Consider the following 16,611-nt stretch of genomic DNA (forward strand, 5'->3'; position numbering starts at 1 on the left):
CCCACCTCTGTGATGCCGAAAGGCGTTGAGCACAGCAGATTGACCGCGACACCCGCAATTCCCATCGCCCGTGCCCACCTCTGTGATGCCGAAAGGCGTTGAGCACGGAGTCATTTTCAACGACTCGTCCAATGTTGTCGGGTGCCCACCTCTGTGATGCCGAAAGGCGTTGAGCACTAGCTCGATTCGGTGGCGACCACTTCGCCGCGATGGTGTGCCCACCTCTGTGATGCCGAAAGGCGTTGAGCACGTGTAAGTCGCGATCGGACCGTAAGCAAGTCTCTTGGTGCCCACCTCTGTGATGCCGAAAGGCGTTGAGCACACCCAGGTTTAGGCGCTGGTTAAACCTACTGAGAACCTTGTGTGCCCACCTCTGTGATGCCGAAAGGCGTTGAGCACAACGAATCTCGTTCATCGATCTTCTGTCGAGTCAATGCGTGCCCACCTCTGTGATGCCGAAAGGCGTTGAGCACCGGCAGCCGGCCTCGGTGACAGACCAGGTGCCACCGTGCCCACCTCTGTGATGCCGAAAGGCGTTGAGCACTCAATCCTTGGGAAGCGCGATCGTGATGGTTGATCCGGTGCCCACCTCTGTGATGCCGAAAGGCGTTGAGCACATCATTGGTCGTCTGGAGGATCGATGATGAGTGACCCTTGTGCCCACCTCTGTGATGCCGAAAGGCGTTGAGCACGTCGGCCCCTACTCTGGTCGGCGTGCCAAAGAATGGTGCCCACCTCTGTGATGCCGAAAGGCGTTGAGCACGCATCGGCCAGCCTGACCAACGACATGGTCGAGGAGTGCCCACCTCTGTGATGCCGAAAGGCGTTGAGCACCAATCGCCCCAGGGCGTCGAGCAGAGCAAGAGATTGTGCCCACCTCTGTGATGCCGAAAGGCGTTGAGCACACCTACGTCGGCCGAGTCTCGGGAGGCAGCAATGGCGTGCCCACCTCTGTGATGCCGAAAGGCGTTGAGCACTCGATCGCGTCATCACTCCCTTCGGGCCACTCGATCGTGCCCACCTCTGTGATGCCGAAAGGCGTTGAGCACTACAGCGGGGGCACTGGGACGGGGCAGCAAGGCAGTGCCCACCTCTGTGATGCCGAAAGGCGTTGAGCACAACACCATCAGCCGCTTGATCTTGCCGTCTGCGACCTGTGCCCACCTCTGTGATGCCGAAAGGCGTTGAGCACTGTTGAACGGCGAATTCAACGGCTGAGCGTCCCCTGGTGCCCACCTCTGTGATGCCGAAAGGCGTTGAGCACTGCTGCCGGGCCGGACTAAGAAAGATGAGTCGACCGGGTGCCCACCTCTGTGATGCCGAAAGGCGTTGAGCACCCCGATCCCATTTGACGTCGAGCGGGGGGACGACTGTGCCCACCTCTGTGATGCCGAAAGGCGTTGAGCACCAACGCAGGCCGGCCGACTTCGCCTCGGCTTTCGTCGTGCCCACCTCTGTGATGCCGAAAGGCGTTGAGCACACGAGCCTCTTGGAATTGATCGCGGCCGCCCGGCCCGTGCCCACCTCTGTGATGCCGAAAGGCGTTGAGCACACGAGCCTCTTGGAATTGATCGCGGCCGCCCGGCCCGTGCCCACCTCTGTGATGCCGAAAGGCGTTGAGCATTCATCACCGCGAACCACGCATCCCTCGAACGGACGTGTGCCCACCTCTGTGATGCCGAAAGGCGTTGAGCACATCCTCTCGGAATAAGTGGTCACCCATGCGTTGTTGTGCCCACCTCTGTGATGCCGAAAGGCGTTGAGCACAAGACGAACCCAAGCCCCAGGCCGGCCGGCCTGAGATGTGCCCACCTCTGTGATGCCGAAAGGCGTTGAGCACCCGATCCCGCCGTCAATTTCGCAGGATTCATTCGGGTGTGCCCACCTCTGTGATGCTGAAAGCGTCGAGCACAATTCCGGTGTGTGGTCCAGGCCCGAGGGGGCCGAAGCGCCACCTCTGTGATGCCGAAAGGCGTTGAGCACCAGGTTTCCCACTGTGAGCAAGGGGAACACCGCTCTGGTTCAACCTCGTGACGGCTGGCGGATTCCGACGCTCGATCGGCCGACGAGAACTCACCACTTGGTGGGCAAGCTGGTAGAATCAATTTCATCCCTGGGGTCGAGAAGAGAGAGCGCTCTCGATGAGACTCTCGCCCAACGGCGCGCGACTGGAGTTCGATCGACCGCGGCAGGCAGGGGGGGGCTTTGTGGCAAGTGCGAGCTGAATTGGCCTCACATTTGGAATGAGGAACGATGCGGATTGGATCCCCCGGGAGGGGAACGAGGAGATTGGGCTACTCGGACGAGGTCAGTGGCCAGCGAGACGGGCTCGGTTTTCCACAAGCCGCGTCGCACACGGCTGCCCAGAATTTCAGGAACGAGCTACGGTCATGATGATCCCGACCGAACCGATTGGGAGTATTCCGAGGCCACTCAGGCTGCTCGAGGCGATCGCGGCGGGGGACGCCGAGGATCCCCGGCTGGACCCACTCTATGAAGAGGCGATCCGCGACACGATCGAGCGGTTCGAGGCCACGGGCTCGCCCGTGATCAGCGACGGCGAGCAGAGGAAATACCACAACTTTTGGACCTACTGCGTGCACGGGCTGCACAACATCGCGCCCGACGGATTCAAGATCCCGTTCTCGGCCGGCCATACGCGACGGATGCCACGGCTCACGGCCGGACCCTTTCGCTATAAAAGACGGGCCGACAGCTTTCTGGCCACCGCTCAGCAGTATGCGCACGTGCCGGTGAAACAGGCGGTCATCTCCCCGTCGGCCATGAGTCTCATGTACCCGCCCGACGAGATTCCCGGGTACTCCCGCGATGAGTTCATCCATGACCTCTTACTCGAGCACGAGACGGAGGTCCGCAGTTGCCTGCGGCAGGGGGCGCACAAGGTCCAGATCGACTTCACCGAAGGGCGGCTGGCGGTCAAGATCGACCCCACCGGGGCGCTCTTGCATAGCTTTATCGACCTGAACAATATTGCCTTGTCCCGCTTCTCGGCCGACGATCGCAGGCGGATCGGGGTGCATACCTGCCCGGGCAGCGACATCGACTCGACCCATAGCGGGGACGTCGATTATGCGGAGTTGCTCCCCAGCCTGTTCGAGTTGCGGGCGGGAAATTTCTACGTGGCGCTGGCGGGTGAACCGGATCGGGCTCGAGTGCTCAAAATCATCCGCCGCCATCTCAAGCCGGATCAGCGCGTCTTTATCGGAGTCGTCTCGCCGATCGACCCACGCATCGAGACGCCGGAGGAGATCCGGGACCGGATCCTCGAGGCGGCCGAGGTCATTCCGATCGAGCAGTTGGGGACGACCGACGACTGTGGATTCTCCCCGTTTTGTGACGACACTTCGACGAGCCGTGAGACGGCCTTCGAAAAGATCCGAGCTCGCGTCCTTGGCACTGCACTCGCGTCGAAAGTGATTGGGGTTGGTTGATGGCGGCCGACGAGGACGAGGATCAGTTGCTCCGTTCGGTGGCCTGGCAAAATGCCAATGCCATCCACCTCGCCCGCCAGCGCGCCGAGGAGGACCTGATCCGGGCGAATGAAGCCTTGGAGCGGAAGACGGAGGAGCTCGCTCGTTCGCTCGCCATGATGCGCGCGACGCTGGAGTCGACCACCGACGGGATCCTCGTGACCGACGGCGACGGCAGGGTCACAAGCTTCAACGAGACGTACGTCGCGATGTGGCGGATCCCCCGTGAGGTCATCGCCCTGGGCGAGCATCGCCCCTTGCTGGAGCTGTCGGCGCAACAATTCAAGGATTCGCAGCCGTTCCTGGCCCGGCTTGATGCCATTGAGGCGACCTCGCCACCAGAAAGCCACGACCTGCTGGAGCTGGCCGACGGGCGCGTGTTCGAGCGTTCTTCGCAGCTCCAGTTCGTCGACAACCGGAACGTGGGCCGGGTCTGGAGCTTTCGCGACATCACCGAGCGGCGACGGACGGAAGAGGCGCTGCAGAAGCAATCCGAGTGGCTCCGGGTCACCTTGTCGAGCATCGGAGACGCCGTCATCGCCACCGACGGCTGGGGGCGAGTGACGTTCCTCAACCGCGTGGCCGAGACCCTGACCGGGTGGAGCCAGGCCGACGCGATCGGGCTGCCGCTGTCGGACGTATTCCGGATCGTCAACGAACGGAGCGGTCAGCCGGTCGAGAACCCGGCGCTCCGCGCCTTGCGGGAAGGGACTGTGGTGGGGCTGGCGAACCACACCATCCTCATCGCCAAGGACGGTTCGACGCGGCCCATCGACGACAGCGCCGCCCCCATGCGGGACGGATCCGGGGCCATGGTGGGGGCGGTCCTTGTTTTTCGAGACGTCACGGCGCGCAAGCGGGACGAAGAAACCAGGGCGCGATTGGCGGCCATCGTCGAGTCGTCCGAGGACGCGATCGTCAGTAAGGACCTCTTCGGCCGGATCCTTTCCTGGAACTCGGGGGCGGAACGGGTCTTCGGTTACACCGCGCAGGAGGCCGTCGGCTCGCCGATCACCTTGATCATTCCCGGGAACCGACGGGATGAGGAGACGTTCATTCTGGAACGGCTCCGCCGCGGCGAGCGGGTCGAGCACTTCGAGACGGTCCGGGTGACGAAGCAGGGGCGTCTGATCGATATCTCGGTGACGATCTCCCCGATCTACGACGACGAGGGCCGGGTTATCGCCGTCTCAAAGGTGGCCCGCGACATCACGGCCCGGAAACGCACCGAGGCGCTGTTGGAGGGCCAGAAGCAGGTCCTCGAGCTCATGGCCAAGGGGGCGGACCTCCCCGAAGTCCTCAACGCCCTTTGCCGGACGGTCGAAGGGCAGTCTGAGGAGCCGGCATTCGCCTCGATTCTGCAACTCACCCCGGACGGCCGGCATCTCTGTCACGGGGCGGCTCCGAGCCTGCCGGAGTCGTTCAACCGCGCGGTCGATGGAATCGCGATCGGCCCGATGGTCGGGTCGTGCGGAACGGCGGCCTTTCGGGGCGAGCCGGTCTACGTCACCGACATCGCCACCGACCCGTTGTGGGCGGATTACGCGAAGCTGGCCCTCGTCCATGGCTTGCGAGCCTGCTGGTCATTCCCGATCGTCTCCAGCGGCGACGAGCTCCTCGGCTCATTTGCCGTTTACTTCACTCGCCCCCGGAGTCCGGCCCCCGGCGATCTCGAGCTCCTTGGCATTATGACCCGGACCGCGGCGATCGCCATCGAGCGCAAACGGGCCGAGGCGGCACTCCGGCAGCGGGACGAGCGGCTCCAGCTCTTTCTCGGCAACGCGACCGATTACGCCATCCTCATCACGGACCCCGAGGGCCAGGCGCTCGAATGGCAAGGGGGGGCCGAGCAGATTACCGGCTGGCGGGCCGAGGAGATGTTCGGCAAGTCGACGAGCGTCATCTTCACCCCCGAGGATCGGGCCGCGGGGGTGCCGGAACTCGAGATGGCCAAGGCCGCCCAGGTCGGGCGGGCCGAGGATAAGCGCTGGCACTTGAAGAAGGATGGCTCCCGGTTCTTCGCCGACGGCGTCATGGTCGGCCTCCGCGGTCCGGCCGGGGAACTCCGCGGGTTCGGCAAGGTTTTTCGGGATGCGACCGGGCAGAAACGGGCCGAAGAGGACCTCAAAAAACAGTCGTTGCGGCTCCGCCTGCTCTGGGAAGCGGCGGCGGTGCTCCTGACCACTGAAGAGCCGGGCACCATGCTTGAGGACCTGTTCGCCAAAATCGCTCCCCACCTGGAACTCGATACCTACTTCAACACCATGGTCGCCGAGGCCGGGGACGCGCTTCGGCTGGAGTCCTGCGTCGGGATCCCCGAGGAGATGGCGATCGCGATCGCCAGGCGCGAGATCGAGCAGGGCCTCAGCGCGACGGCCGACCCCTCGCGCCCAATCCTGGTGATGGCCAACACCCCGTTATGGCCCGACGACCCGACAACGACCGGCCTCGTGAAGTCGTGCGGCCTCCGGGCGTATGCCGGCAACCCGCTCCTGGCCGATGGGCGGTGGCTCGGCACCTTGTCCTTCGCCAGCAAAACCAGGGGCCAGTTCGACGAGGACGAGCGAGAGTTCCTCCGAACGCTCACTCATTACGTCACGGTCGCCTATGAACGGCTGCGGCTGGTGAGGGAGTTGCAGGACGCCGATCGGAAGAAGGACGACTTCATCGCGATGCTCGGCCACGAGCTCAGGAACCCGCTGGCCCCGGTCCGCAACGGCCTGCAAATCATGCGGCTCGCGAAGGGCGATTCCACCGCCATCGAGCAGGCCCGCGGGATGATGGACCGGCAACTCGGGCACATGGTCCGGCTCATCGACGACCTGCTCGACGTCTCGCGGATCAGCCGGAACAAGATGGAGCTTCGCCGCGCCCGGGTCTCGCTCGCCGAGGTCATCGGCAACGCCATGGAGACCGCCCGCCCGGCGATCGAGGAGGCCGGGCATCAACTGCAGGTCTCGCTCCCCACCGTCCCTGTGTTCCTCGACGCCGACCTGACCCGGCTCGCCCAGGTCCTCTCGAACCTGCTCACCAATAGCGCCAAGTACACCAAGCGTGGCGGGCGAATCTGGCTCGCCGCCGAGCGGCTCGACGACATGGCCGTCATCTCCGTCCGCGACAACGGGATCGGCGTCCCCCCGGACGACTTGCCCCGGATCTTCGACATGTTCTCGCAGGTGGATCGGAGCATCGAGCGAGCGACCGGCGGGCTCGGGATCGGGCTCGCGCTCGTGAAAGGCCTGGTGGAGATGCACGGAGGCACCGTGACGGCCGAGAGCGGCGGCCAGGGCATGGGCAGCACCTTCACCGTCCGTCTCCCGGTGCTGGAAACAGCACCGGCCCTCGAAAGGCCCCTGGAATCGGTTCATCGCCAAGCATTCGCCGCCTCCAACGGGGACGACCGATCGTCGGCCCAGGACCGCCGCAGACGGATGCTTGTGGTGGATGACAACCAGGACTCGGCCCGAACGATGGCCAGACTGCTCAAGCTCCTTGGAAACGAAGTCCAGACGGCCTACGACGGCAACGAGGCGGTGGCGACCGCCGAGAAGTTCCGCCCCGAGGTCGTCTTGATGGATGTCGGCATGCCGGGCCTCAACGGCTACGAGGCCACCCGCCACATCCGACAGCAACCCTGGGGCAAGCACACGGTCATCATCGCACTGACCGGCTGGGGCCAGGACATTGACCGGCTCCAGTCGAAGGAGGCGGGATGCGACGGACACCTGGTCAAGCCCGTCGATCTCCCCGACCTGGAAACGCTCCTGGCGAAGCTGGCCGACAAAGACAAAACGCGATGAGACAATTCCCGTGGGCCGGCCATGCTACTTGGCGTCGGACGGGGTTGGGGCGCGATGGCGGGGGAGTTGGGCTTTGAAGTCGCCCAGGCTGTGCCAGTATAAAGGCGCGTCGAGGTCGACTTCGGTCAGGGCGATCGTCCCCCATTCCGAGGCCTGTGCCAGAGGGCGGCCATCATGGCTGTAGATGGCGGAGATGGTCCAGTCGGCGCTCGCGTCGGTGAAGGTACTGCTGACGAGATAGACGTGGTTCTCGCAGGCGCGGGCGGCGGCAAGGAGGGGGTTGCAGCCCCAGACGGGCCAGGCGATCACCTCGGCGCCTCGGTTGCTCAGGGCGCGGGCAACCTCAGGGAAGAAGCCGTCGTAGCAGATCATCATACCGACCCGGCCGAAACGGGTCGTGAAGACCGGGTACTCGTGGCCCGGCGTGATCCCGCCGGTGACCTCCCCTCGAGGCAGCGTGACCTTGCGGTACTTGCCGACGATCGCGCCGTCGGGGCCGATCAGGACGGCCACGTTGTAGACCAGGTGCTTGTCCCGTTCGAGCAGGCCGGCCACGATGTAGAGGTCGTGCTGCTTGGCGAGTCGGCCGAAATACGCGGTGGACGGACCTGGAATCGGCTCGGCGCAGTCGGCGTAGGAGGAACCAGGCCGGCCGTAGTAGGTCAAGGTCTCGGGAAGCACGACCAGGTCGGCCCGTTTGCCGGCGGCCTCCGCGATCGGCGCGGCAAACTGCTCACACTTTTCCTGATTCGTGGATCCCTTCTCCGGCTTCAGGTGGACCGTCGCCAGCCGGACCAGGCGCGACGGCGGAGGTGTCGTCTCTTCGAGCGCAACCTCCGACCATTCGACCCGCCCTCCTGGCGCCCACTGGTAGGTCAGTTCCACAAGGGCTTGCGCGGCATCCGCCGGCACGTGGTAGACGGTACTGACGGTGGTCCAGCCCTGCGCGTCGGGTTCCCCCTGATCGGCGGGATACTCGGGCTCGGCGACCGGGCGACCGCCCGGGTGGTAGGAGGCGACGGACGGTTTATCGCGAAGCACGGAGTGGCCCCGAGCGTCCTGCCAGAGGATCCGCGGAACGGCCGCCTGACGCGGGGTCTCGATCCGATCCGCCTTGCGCTTCGCGGAGAACTTGTAGACCCGCCCTCCCTGGACCGGGAACGTCTTCTGCCACCACCCGATCAAGCCTTCGCGAGCGTCGGCCTCGATCACGAAGCTGCCGCGATGACTCGGGCCCCCTTCGGGCAGGTAGGTGAACCGAGGCTGAAGCTCCGCGCGCGGTGACTGCGTGCTCCAACCGCTGGGCGCAGCCAGTCCGACGGGCTCGGCCCCATCGGCCAGAGAGACTGCGCTTCCGGCTCCGGCCAGGAAGAGCGCCAACCAAGGGAGACGGTTCGGGAAAGCTCTCATCACTGCTGACTCCCAGTCGTCCGGCCGGGCCGGCCGTGAGGCTCGAATGACAGACTCGAATGACGGCCGGGCCGGCCGTGCTACTTTTGTTCGAAGACAGGCTTGCCGTTCAGGTAGGTTGACAAGACGCGGGCGTCACGGATTTCGTTCTCGGGGCAGGTCAGGAGGTCGCGGTCGAGGACGGCGAAATCGGCGAGCTTACCCACTTCCAGCGAGCCGACCCGATCTTCGAGAAAGAGGAGTTTGGCGTTGTTGATCGTGTAGAACTGGATCGCCTGTTCACGCGTGAGAGCCTCTTCAGGGTGGAGGCGACCTTCATAGTTCTTGGCCTGCCGCGTGATCGCAACCCACATCCCCAGGAACGGATTATACGGGTTGATCGAACGCAAGGAGCCGACCTTCTGCATGTGATCCGACCCGCCGCCGGCGGTGACCCCCGCCGCGAACAGGCTGCGCAAGGGCTGAAAGTAGCGGAGCCGTTCCTCGCCGAACTGGGTGGCCAGGGTCCGCGTGTCGAGATAGAGCCAGGCCGGCTGGATGTCCACCGACACCCCCAGCCGGGCCGCCTGCTCGATCGCCTCGCGACTCATGAAGTTGGAGTGGGTGATGCAAGGCCGGGTCGGAGCGACCGGTGTGACCTTGTTGACCGCCTCATAGGCGTCCAGCAGCGCATGCACCGCACCATCGCCCACGCTGTGGGCCGTGAACTGGAGGCCCGCCTCAACCGTCGCACGGACCATCGGCTCGAGCCGATCCGGCGGAATGAACAGGACGCCGCGATACTCCGGGTCGTCGATCGCATAGGCCCGGCTCACTCCCCAAGGCCGTCGCATGTAGGCGCTGCCGGTGAGCATCCCGCCATCAAGGAACATCTTGATTCCAATCACGCGAAGCATCGGCCCCCCCTTGCGGAGCGGGTGGGCGGCCACCTTGCGGATCTCGTCGCCGATCTTCTCCAACGGTCCCGTGGTCCCGACCCCGTGCGAGGCCCCCATCCGGACGGTCAAGGTGCCCGCATCGAGCAGACGCTGATACTCATCGAGCGCCGAGCCGCTCGCGTTGCGATCGATGACGCCGGTGATCCCGACGGAATTGTAATCCTTGAATAGCTCGATCAGATGGCGGTCCTGGTCTTCCGTGGTGGGCTTGCGCCCGGTGGCGGACGTCTTGACGTACCGGGTCAGGTTACGCAGGATCCCGGTCGGCTCACCAGTCTTCGGATCTTTCTCGACCTTGCCCGGCCCATCGGGCTTGAAGTTTTTATCAATTCCGCTGAGGGTCATCGCCAGCGAGTTGATCGACGCGTCGGGCCCGGTCGAGAACAGGACCGGGTTTTTCGGAGCGGCCTGGTCGAGTTCCGCTCGGGTCGGATAGCGCTGTTCTTTGAGCCGGGTGATAAAGACCTGACGCACCACGACCCACTGGCCTTCGCCCAGATGCTCGGCCCGCGACCGGATATAGTCCAGAACGTCGCCGACCGTCTCCATCGTGGGGACGGGATGATCGAACTCGATCATGCAGGCACCGGTCGGATGCGTATGCGAGTCGATCAGGCCGGGCAGGACCATCTTGCCCCCGAGGTCAACGACCCGGGTACCGGGGCCGCGAAGCTTCATGACCTCGTCGTTGGCGCCGACCCCGATCAGCCGGTCCCCCTTGATCGCCAGGGCCTGTCGGATCGAAAAGCCAGGGTCGACGGTAACGATCTTGCCATTATGGAGGAGCAAGTCCGCCTCCTCGGACCGCGCGGAGTCGAGGAGGAGGAGGGAGAGGACGAGGAAGGCGGTCCAGGCGACGGCGCGTGGCGTGCACATGGGGGCGTTCTCGAAGGGCAGGAGGGGTCCGCATTTCTGCTTCACTGCGTCGGTCGAGCTCTCGGGCAACACTTTCGTCCCGCGCGGTTCTCCGACGCCCGCAGACGTCTCGAACGAGCCGCAGCGTTTCGAATCATCCTCGACCCGCCTCCGACTTTCAATGCTCCAGAATCAGGGAGAACCGACGCCCTGCGACACTCCTGCTCGATGGGATCAGGCTTGCTTGGGCTTCGATGATTTCCGGTTGAGGAAAACCTTCACGAGATCGGCGAAGGCGCGAGCGTGGGGCATCATGAGGGATCCTTTCCGCCAGACCAGGTGAACCTTGACCCGCCCAAGCTCGCGACTCAGCGAGCGCTCGTGGAATTTGGGATCGGCGAGGTGCGAGGGCACGCGCAAGGTGAGGCCGACTCCGAACCCGAGTTCCACGTAGCGGAGGACGGCAGCCGCATTGGCCGCTTCCACCCGGCGCGGCTCGGCCTGGAAGGCGTTGAGCATCTTCAAGGCAATACTGACCGCGGGATCGAGAATTCCCGGTGAAGCGTTGACCAGGGGATACTCGGAAAGATCACGGGCACTCACCTTGCGGCGGCGGGCGAGCGGATGATCCTTGGGCGTGACCAGGACCACCTCCAGTTCATAAGCCGGCTCAAAGGCGATCCAAGCGTTTCCGGGAGTGGGGCTGCTGGTGGTGGTCAGACCGAGGTCCGCCTTCCCCGTCTCGACGGCCTCGGGGATCTCCTCCATCCGCATCTCCTCGAAGGTGACTTGAACGTTGGGCCAGGCCTTCGAGAACGCGACGACGCAGTTCGGCAGGTCGTCGACAATAATCCGCGGCGTGGTGGCCACGATCAGGCGCTGGACTTCCTTGCCACGGACCTCCTGAAACGTATGCTCCAGCGAGTTGAATCCAGCCACGAGCGGGGCGACCATCACCGCGAGCAGCCGGCCCTCGGCCGTCGGGCGACACCCGCGTGCATGGGTTTCCAGCAGTTTCGCGCCCAGATGGTGCTCCAGGGAGTGAACCTGGCTCAAGACCGTCGGGTGCGAGAGCCCCAGGGATTTGGCGGCCGCCTTGAAACTCCCCAGCCGCACCGAGTCGCAGAAACAGCGAATCTGCGGGAGGGTGATTTCCTTGTAGGCGTGCCGCTGAGACGTCGGCAGGGGCATGGAAGCACCTCATGTCAGGATCTTTTACACCTCGTATCAGAAAATTGCTCATCAATCGACTATAGCTCTTGTGACCGGGGAGAGATATTATTCGTTTGATCCTGAGGGCTTCTCGGGATCGAAACCTCTCCAACGGCGGGCCGCGAAGTCACTCAAACCTTTTCGCTGCCATTCGGACGTCCTCCTCGACGTCCTCAAGACGGGATCAACCGCGTTCGCACCTTCGATGCCGCTTGAGCCTCATAACCTCTTTGATGGATAGCATCGCGAGCTTGAGAATTTCTGCATAAGCCTCCGGACAACACTCCGAGTCATCGTTGCATCCCCCGGCCAACCACTTTGGGAAGGCGGAACACATGCCAAGGCACCGTCCGAAGAGTCAGGCAAAAACGGTCTCGCCGCGGTTTCGGGCTCGCTGAGCTTCGATTTCCCGACGCGACCGTCGCTGAATTCAACACACACTGATTTCCTGTCATAAGGATCACGCACGTCGCGCCATCCGCCGGGCCGCCACGTCCGTAGCGGACGACAACGACGGCGAAGCGAACCGAGCGCTCGCGCAGTTGCACGATCCTCGCGGCTTGGAATACGTCGACTCCCATATCTTATGCCCATGAAACCCAATTCGAAGAGGAGTTGCGAATGGGAACCTGCCGGAGTTTTCAGCGTTTGTTCGGAAAGCTTGCCGCGACGTTGCTTCTGACGGGAGGATGCGGCAGCGATGCGGTGGACGATCGGCCACGCGAGCCGATCTCAGGGACGGTGACCTTCGACGGTCAACCGCTCAAGGATGGGACAATCCAGCTCCAACCCGCCAGCCAGAAGGAGGGGGTCGCGTCCGGGGGCACCGTGACCGATGGACACTTCGAGATTCCTCGAACCGAGGGACCGGTTCCCGGAAACTACTCCGTCGCGATCTACGCCGCGGCGGGCACGGCGTCTTCAGGAAGCGCAGAGGAATCGTCCCCAACGGCCCCCATGCCTCGCGCCAGGAAATCCCTCGCGTCGCTGAGGGGGATGATTCCCACGCGTTACAACATCGAGACAAAACTGACCGCCGAAGTGAAGTCGGGCGGGCCGAACACTTATGCGTTTGACCTGCAAAAATGAGTTCTTTCTGCTTTGGCTGAGGAGAAGGTTCATTCATCGTCCATCGTCGTCGCGACGATGCCAGATTCCCCGTCATCCCACTTATCGGTCATCCCACTTATCGCCCCCATGGCAAAAAAAGAGGAGACGCAAACGATGCACCTTCGACGTCGAGGCTTCACGCTGATCGAGCTCCTGGTCGTGATCGCCATCATCGCCGTTCTGATCGCGCTTCTGCTCCCCGCCGTGCAGTCCGCTCGCGAAGCGGCCCGGCGTGCCCAATGCGTCAACAACTTGAAGCAGATCGGCCTTGCCTGCATGAACTACGAGTCGACGATGGAAGTTCTCCCCCCAGGCATCAAAGGGAGCATCTGGGGGACCTGGATGGTCTTCGTGCTGCCGTACACCGAGCAGCAGGCCCTCTTCAACGCATGGAATTTCCAGGGGAACAACACGAACGCGTTCTCGGGCATCACCTACGGTTCGGTCTTCAACATCACCGTGTCGACGTCTCGCCTCAACACATTCACATGCCCGTCCGACACGCCCAACGCGCCGATCGTTCAGACCTACAACATCGGCGGAAGGACTTCCTGGCCAGTCACATCGCACAACTACGCCGCCAACTTCGGCAACCTCTTCGTCTTCCAGAACCAGACCGGTACCTCCGGATCGGCGACCGTCCCCTATCTCGGGGCCCCGTTCAGCGACATCGGCTCCCCGTTAGCCACTCTCGTGTCGATCACGCTGGCCGCTCCGATCGGCGGGTATGTGGACGTCAAGCTGAGCAGCATCACCGATGGTCTGAGTAACACGATGCTCGCTTCCGAGGTGGTCCAAGGGCAGGGGACGGGCGGCCAGTACAATGCGAGATACGACCTCCGCGGGTTCGCCTGGTGGTACGGCGGCGCGACCTTCGAATCCTGGCTGGCCCCCAACAGCACGCTCCCTGATCAGATGGAATCGGGAGGCTACTGCGTTTACCCCTACCCGAACAACCCACCATGCATCGCGGCCCCCTCGGTCCTCTACATCACGAACGCAGCGCGGAGCCGACACCCCGGCGGCGTGAATACGGTCATGGCCGACGGAAGCGTCAAGTTCGTCAAGAACTCCGTCAACCTCGCCACCTGGCGAGCCCTGAGCACAACCCAGGGGGGCGAGGTGATCAGCTCCGACGCCTTCTGATCCTCAATCGCCGCTGCATTCCCACACGTTCTCGATAGGCGCGGCGTCGATCAAGTGATGCGGGTCGGGCGGCCCAACCACAAGACAGGAGGCCATGACGAAAGTCTTCGTCATGGCCTCCTCTTCTTTTTTTTGCTGTGCGCTCCGCAACTCCAGGTGGCCTGCCTCCCCTTAGACTCATCGCGACCACCAAAGTCCACCCAACAAGATCAGCTCTCTTTCACTTCTCGACAAACTCATCCTAATGGATCAGAACACGATCCTCCGGGATGGGACTTGCCTCAGTTCGAGCCGATCGGAGCTCTCGGCCTGAGCCAGGCCGAAAGGAGGTAGAAGGCGACCGCCACAAGGAGAAGATTGTTGAAGCCGACGACCAGGGAGAGGTTCTCGCAGAGGCCGCCGAGGATGGCGCCGCCGATGTTGGAGCCGAAGTCGACGTCGGGCCGGGTGCTGTCGCGGAACGAGGTGGCGAAGATCATGCCCGCGAAGAAGATCGGCACGAAGACGACCCCGCAGGAGACGACGATCCGGACGTTGTCCGGCAGAGTCAGGAAGTACTGGACCGGAACGAGGGCGTTCACCAGGAGGGCGGCGACCAAAAGGGTGTAGGCGGGCCAGAGCCTCCGCGGCTTCAGGGCAAGCACCACGAGGTTGCTCGCCAGGATCATCACCAGGATCGAGAAGAAGACGATCGAATTGACAACCCAGGTTGAGCCGAACAAGAGCGCCATGTGGACGACCCCCTTGGTCTCCAGCAGCATGAACCCCGCGCCCAGGAAGAACATCTGACCGTTGGGCCGGACCGTGCGCACCGGGGCAAACAGTCCGAGAATGGCAAGCGACAGCACGGCCACGATCAACATCCCGCGCAGGTTGAGCCCGGGGATGACCGGGGAACGGAGGTAGAGGAACGGCCAGTCATCGCTCGGAAGCTGGTCGTCCTGCCGGGCCTCCACCTCGGTCGGCCCGATCTGCTGCCAGTCGTCGCGACTCGTCCCGTAAGAGACCGGGGGCTCCGGCGCGTAGGCGTTGATCGACTCGTTGTACCCGGGAGCCCGGTGCGACCAAAAGAAACGCTTCTCCCGAAACGCCTGGCGCACCTTATCCAGGACGGTCGTCGGCGGGTTCTCGGCCAGGAGAAAAGTGATGTGCATCCCTTGCGAATCGCCCGGAGTGATCTTTTCCTTATAGGGGAGCGAGAAGACCAAGGGCTTGGCGCCGAAAACCTTCTCGGCCATCCGCTCGAGCCGGCCGACCACCCATCCTTGGCGGTAGAAGTTATACATCGCAAACACGCCGCCCGGCTTCAACCGCGCCTTGATGTCGCGGAACGCCTGCTCGGTGAACAGGAAACTCTCCAGGCGAAGGCTCGAATACCCCGAGTGCAACGAGAGTGAGTCCAGGAGCGCGTAGACGACCAGGTCGTATTTACGTTCGGTCTTGTGAAGAAAGCTCCGTCCGTCATCGAGATGGATCGAGACTCTCGGATCCTTGTACGGCCGGTCCGGGTGCGACTCACGGCCGATCTCGTTGATCCTCGGGTCGATTTCCACGGCGTCGACGTGCTTGGCGCCATGCATGAGCGCCGCCTGAACGTCATTGCCCGACCCCGCGCCGATGACCAGCACATCCTCGAACGGCGGCCCCCCCGCATCGCGATCGAGCAAGTACGGCAACGCATAGGCCGACCCCGCCCCACGCACCCGGAGCATCCCCTGGTGCATGATATTGTTCACGAAAATATAACGGGAGTTCTTCTCGTACTGAACCTTGTAGTAAGGGGACCAGGTGGTCTCCGCCCAGGTATCGGTCAGGAAGGCCATCCCGCCCACGAGCGAAAGCAGGGAGACGTAGGCCACGGCCTGCAACCGGCGATGGCGGGTGACGAAGACAAGGCAGAGTCCGGCCGCCACGGCAAACCAGAATAATGGGGGAAGCCGGGCATAGGACACCGCGCCAAAGGCGACGATGCCGGTGAGACTGCCGACGATGTCGGCCGAGTAGGCGAGCACACGGTTCGGGATCGCGTTGAACCGACGGCCCATGGCCTGGCCGAGTCCCACGAAGGCGAGGGTGATCAGGACGAAGAAGACAGCGGCGACGGCTTCGATCGGGATCACGAACTGCGACGGGTCCTTGGGACGCGACTCGGTGCCGAAGAAGACCTGCTGCGGCGACTCCTGGCCGCCGACGTCGATCGTCACCTGGCCAAACGTGTTGTAGCCCCAGAGCACGGCATAGGACAGGCCGACCGCCAGCAGCATCAGCGGGATCACCGCGTTGACCATGTCGCGCTTTCGCGAGGCGGCGAGGCAGCCCACGCTCATCCCGAGGAAGCAGGCCATGAGCACGAGGTTCGTGAAGAAGGTGAGGAAGACCACCGTGCTGCCAAACCAGCGAATGCATGCCAGTTCAAAAAAGAGGATGACGAAACTAATCAGGAACAGCTCCGCGTAGGCGCGCCGGACGTTCCAGGGGGAGGGGCCATTTCCAGTTCCCGACGCGGCCAACTCGGACATGTCGCTTGGCATGAAACCTCGAAATCCATCCTCGCCCCGATCGGTTGGCTCCCGTCCTCAAGATGGGACCGATCGATGGGCGATCTTCAAACTCTCTGTTGTCAAAGTGACCGGGCTTACTCTGCAATGA

At 63.5% G+C, this 16,611-nt stretch carries 8 protein-coding genes and 1 CRISPR repeat array (1 of these 9 running past the window's edge); of the genes, 4 read left to right on the forward strand and 4 right to left on the reverse strand.

All coding sequences use genetic code 11. The annotated features are described in order from the left end of the window. Window positions 1-1,840: a CRISPR direct-repeat array (repeat unit 36 nt; unit sequence GTGCCCACCTCTGTGATGCCGAAAGGCGTTGAGCAC) (it extends 2,378 nt beyond the left edge of the window). A gap of 550 nt (window positions 1,841-2,390) precedes the next feature. Further along, complete coding sequence (locus V5E97_RS03790) at window positions 2,391-3,452, forward strand: cobalamin-independent methionine synthase II family protein (RefSeq protein ID WP_406697950.1); 1,062 nt, start codon at window positions 2,391-2,393, stop codon at window positions 3,450-3,452. Further along, window positions 3,452-7,291: a PAS domain S-box protein gene (locus tag V5E97_RS03795; RefSeq protein ID WP_406697952.1), complete on the forward strand. Its 3,840-nt coding sequence runs from the start codon at window positions 3,452-3,454 to the stop codon at window positions 7,289-7,291. Before V5E97_RS03790 ends, V5E97_RS03795 begins: the two co-directional genes overlap by 1 nt. Window positions 7,292-7,315: 24 nt before the next feature. Here the strand turns inward: V5E97_RS03795 and V5E97_RS03800 are convergent, their stop codons facing one another. The 3 genes from V5E97_RS03800 to V5E97_RS03810 all read right to left on the reverse strand — a co-directional run bounded on the left by V5E97_RS03800 (window position 7,316) and on the right by V5E97_RS03810 (window position 11,685). Continuing rightward, a complete protein-coding gene (locus V5E97_RS03800; RefSeq protein ID WP_406697953.1) occupies window positions 7,316-8,701 on the reverse strand; it encodes a carbon-nitrogen hydrolase family protein in 1,386 nt (461 codons plus the stop codon). Between the two features lie 80 nt (window positions 8,702-8,781). Beyond that, window positions 8,782-10,515 (reverse strand): amidohydrolase, encoded by a 1,734-nt coding sequence (locus V5E97_RS03805; RefSeq protein WP_406697954.1) that lies wholly within the window; start codon window positions 10,513-10,515, stop codon window positions 8,782-8,784. A 213-nt stretch (window positions 10,516-10,728) separates the two neighbouring features. Next, the gene (locus V5E97_RS03810) at window positions 10,729-11,685 is read right to left on the reverse strand and encodes a LysR family transcriptional regulator (RefSeq protein WP_406697955.1); all 957 of its coding nucleotides are present in this window, start codon (window positions 11,683-11,685) and stop codon (window positions 10,729-10,731) included. Window positions 11,686-12,327: 642 nt separating this feature from the next. Between V5E97_RS03810 and V5E97_RS03815 the strand changes: the two genes are divergently transcribed. Next, the gene (locus tag V5E97_RS03815; RefSeq protein WP_406697956.1) at window positions 12,328-12,795 is read left to right on the forward strand and encodes a transthyretin-like family protein; all 468 of its coding nucleotides are present in this window, start codon (window positions 12,328-12,330) and stop codon (window positions 12,793-12,795) included. 135 nt (window positions 12,796-12,930) lie between these two features. Further along, window positions 12,931-13,962, forward strand: a complete 1,032-nt coding sequence (locus tag V5E97_RS03820) for a DUF1559 family PulG-like putative transporter (RefSeq protein ID WP_406697957.1) — start codon at window positions 12,931-12,933, stop codon at window positions 13,960-13,962. 281 nt (window positions 13,963-14,243) lie between these two features. Here the strand turns inward: V5E97_RS03820 and V5E97_RS03825 are convergent, their stop codons facing one another. Further along, window positions 14,244-16,493, reverse strand: coding sequence for a spermine/spermidine synthase domain-containing protein (locus tag V5E97_RS03825; protein ID WP_406697958.1), 2,250 nt, complete (start codon window positions 16,491-16,493; stop codon window positions 14,244-14,246). Window positions 16,494-16,611 lie beyond the last annotated feature (118 nt).

Source organism: Singulisphaera photorubra, assembly GCF_045290345.1.
Classification (GTDB): Bacteria; Planctomycetota; Planctomycetia; order Isosphaerales; family Isosphaeraceae; genus Singulisphaera.

Bases quoted from the DNA above. Each gene is read 5' to 3' on its own strand.
- V5E97_RS03790 (WP_406697950.1), top strand. From the start codon at position 2,391: ATGATGATCCCGACCGAACCGATTGGGAGTATTCCGAGGCCACTCAGG.
- V5E97_RS03795 (WP_406697952.1), top strand. From the start codon at position 3,452: ATGGCGGCCGACGAGGACGAGGATCAGTTGCTCCGTTCGGTGGCCTGG.
- V5E97_RS03810 (WP_406697955.1), bottom strand. From the start codon at position 11,685: ATGCCCCTGCCGACGTCTCAGCGGCACGCCTACAAGGAAATCACCCTC.
- V5E97_RS03800 (WP_406697953.1), bottom strand. From the start codon at position 8,701: ATGAGAGCTTTCCCGAACCGTCTCCCTTGGTTGGCGCTCTTCCTGGCC.
- V5E97_RS03820 (WP_406697957.1), top strand. From the start codon at position 12,931: ATGCACCTTCGACGTCGAGGCTTCACGCTGATCGAGCTCCTGGTCGTG.
- V5E97_RS03805 (WP_406697954.1), bottom strand. From the start codon at position 10,515: ATGTGCACGCCACGCGCCGTCGCCTGGACCGCCTTCCTCGTCCTCTCC.
- V5E97_RS03815 (WP_406697956.1), top strand. From the start codon at position 12,328: ATGGGAACCTGCCGGAGTTTTCAGCGTTTGTTCGGAAAGCTTGCCGCG.
- V5E97_RS03825 (WP_406697958.1), bottom strand. From the start codon at position 16,493: ATGCCAAGCGACATGTCCGAGTTGGCCGCGTCGGGAACTGGAAATGGC.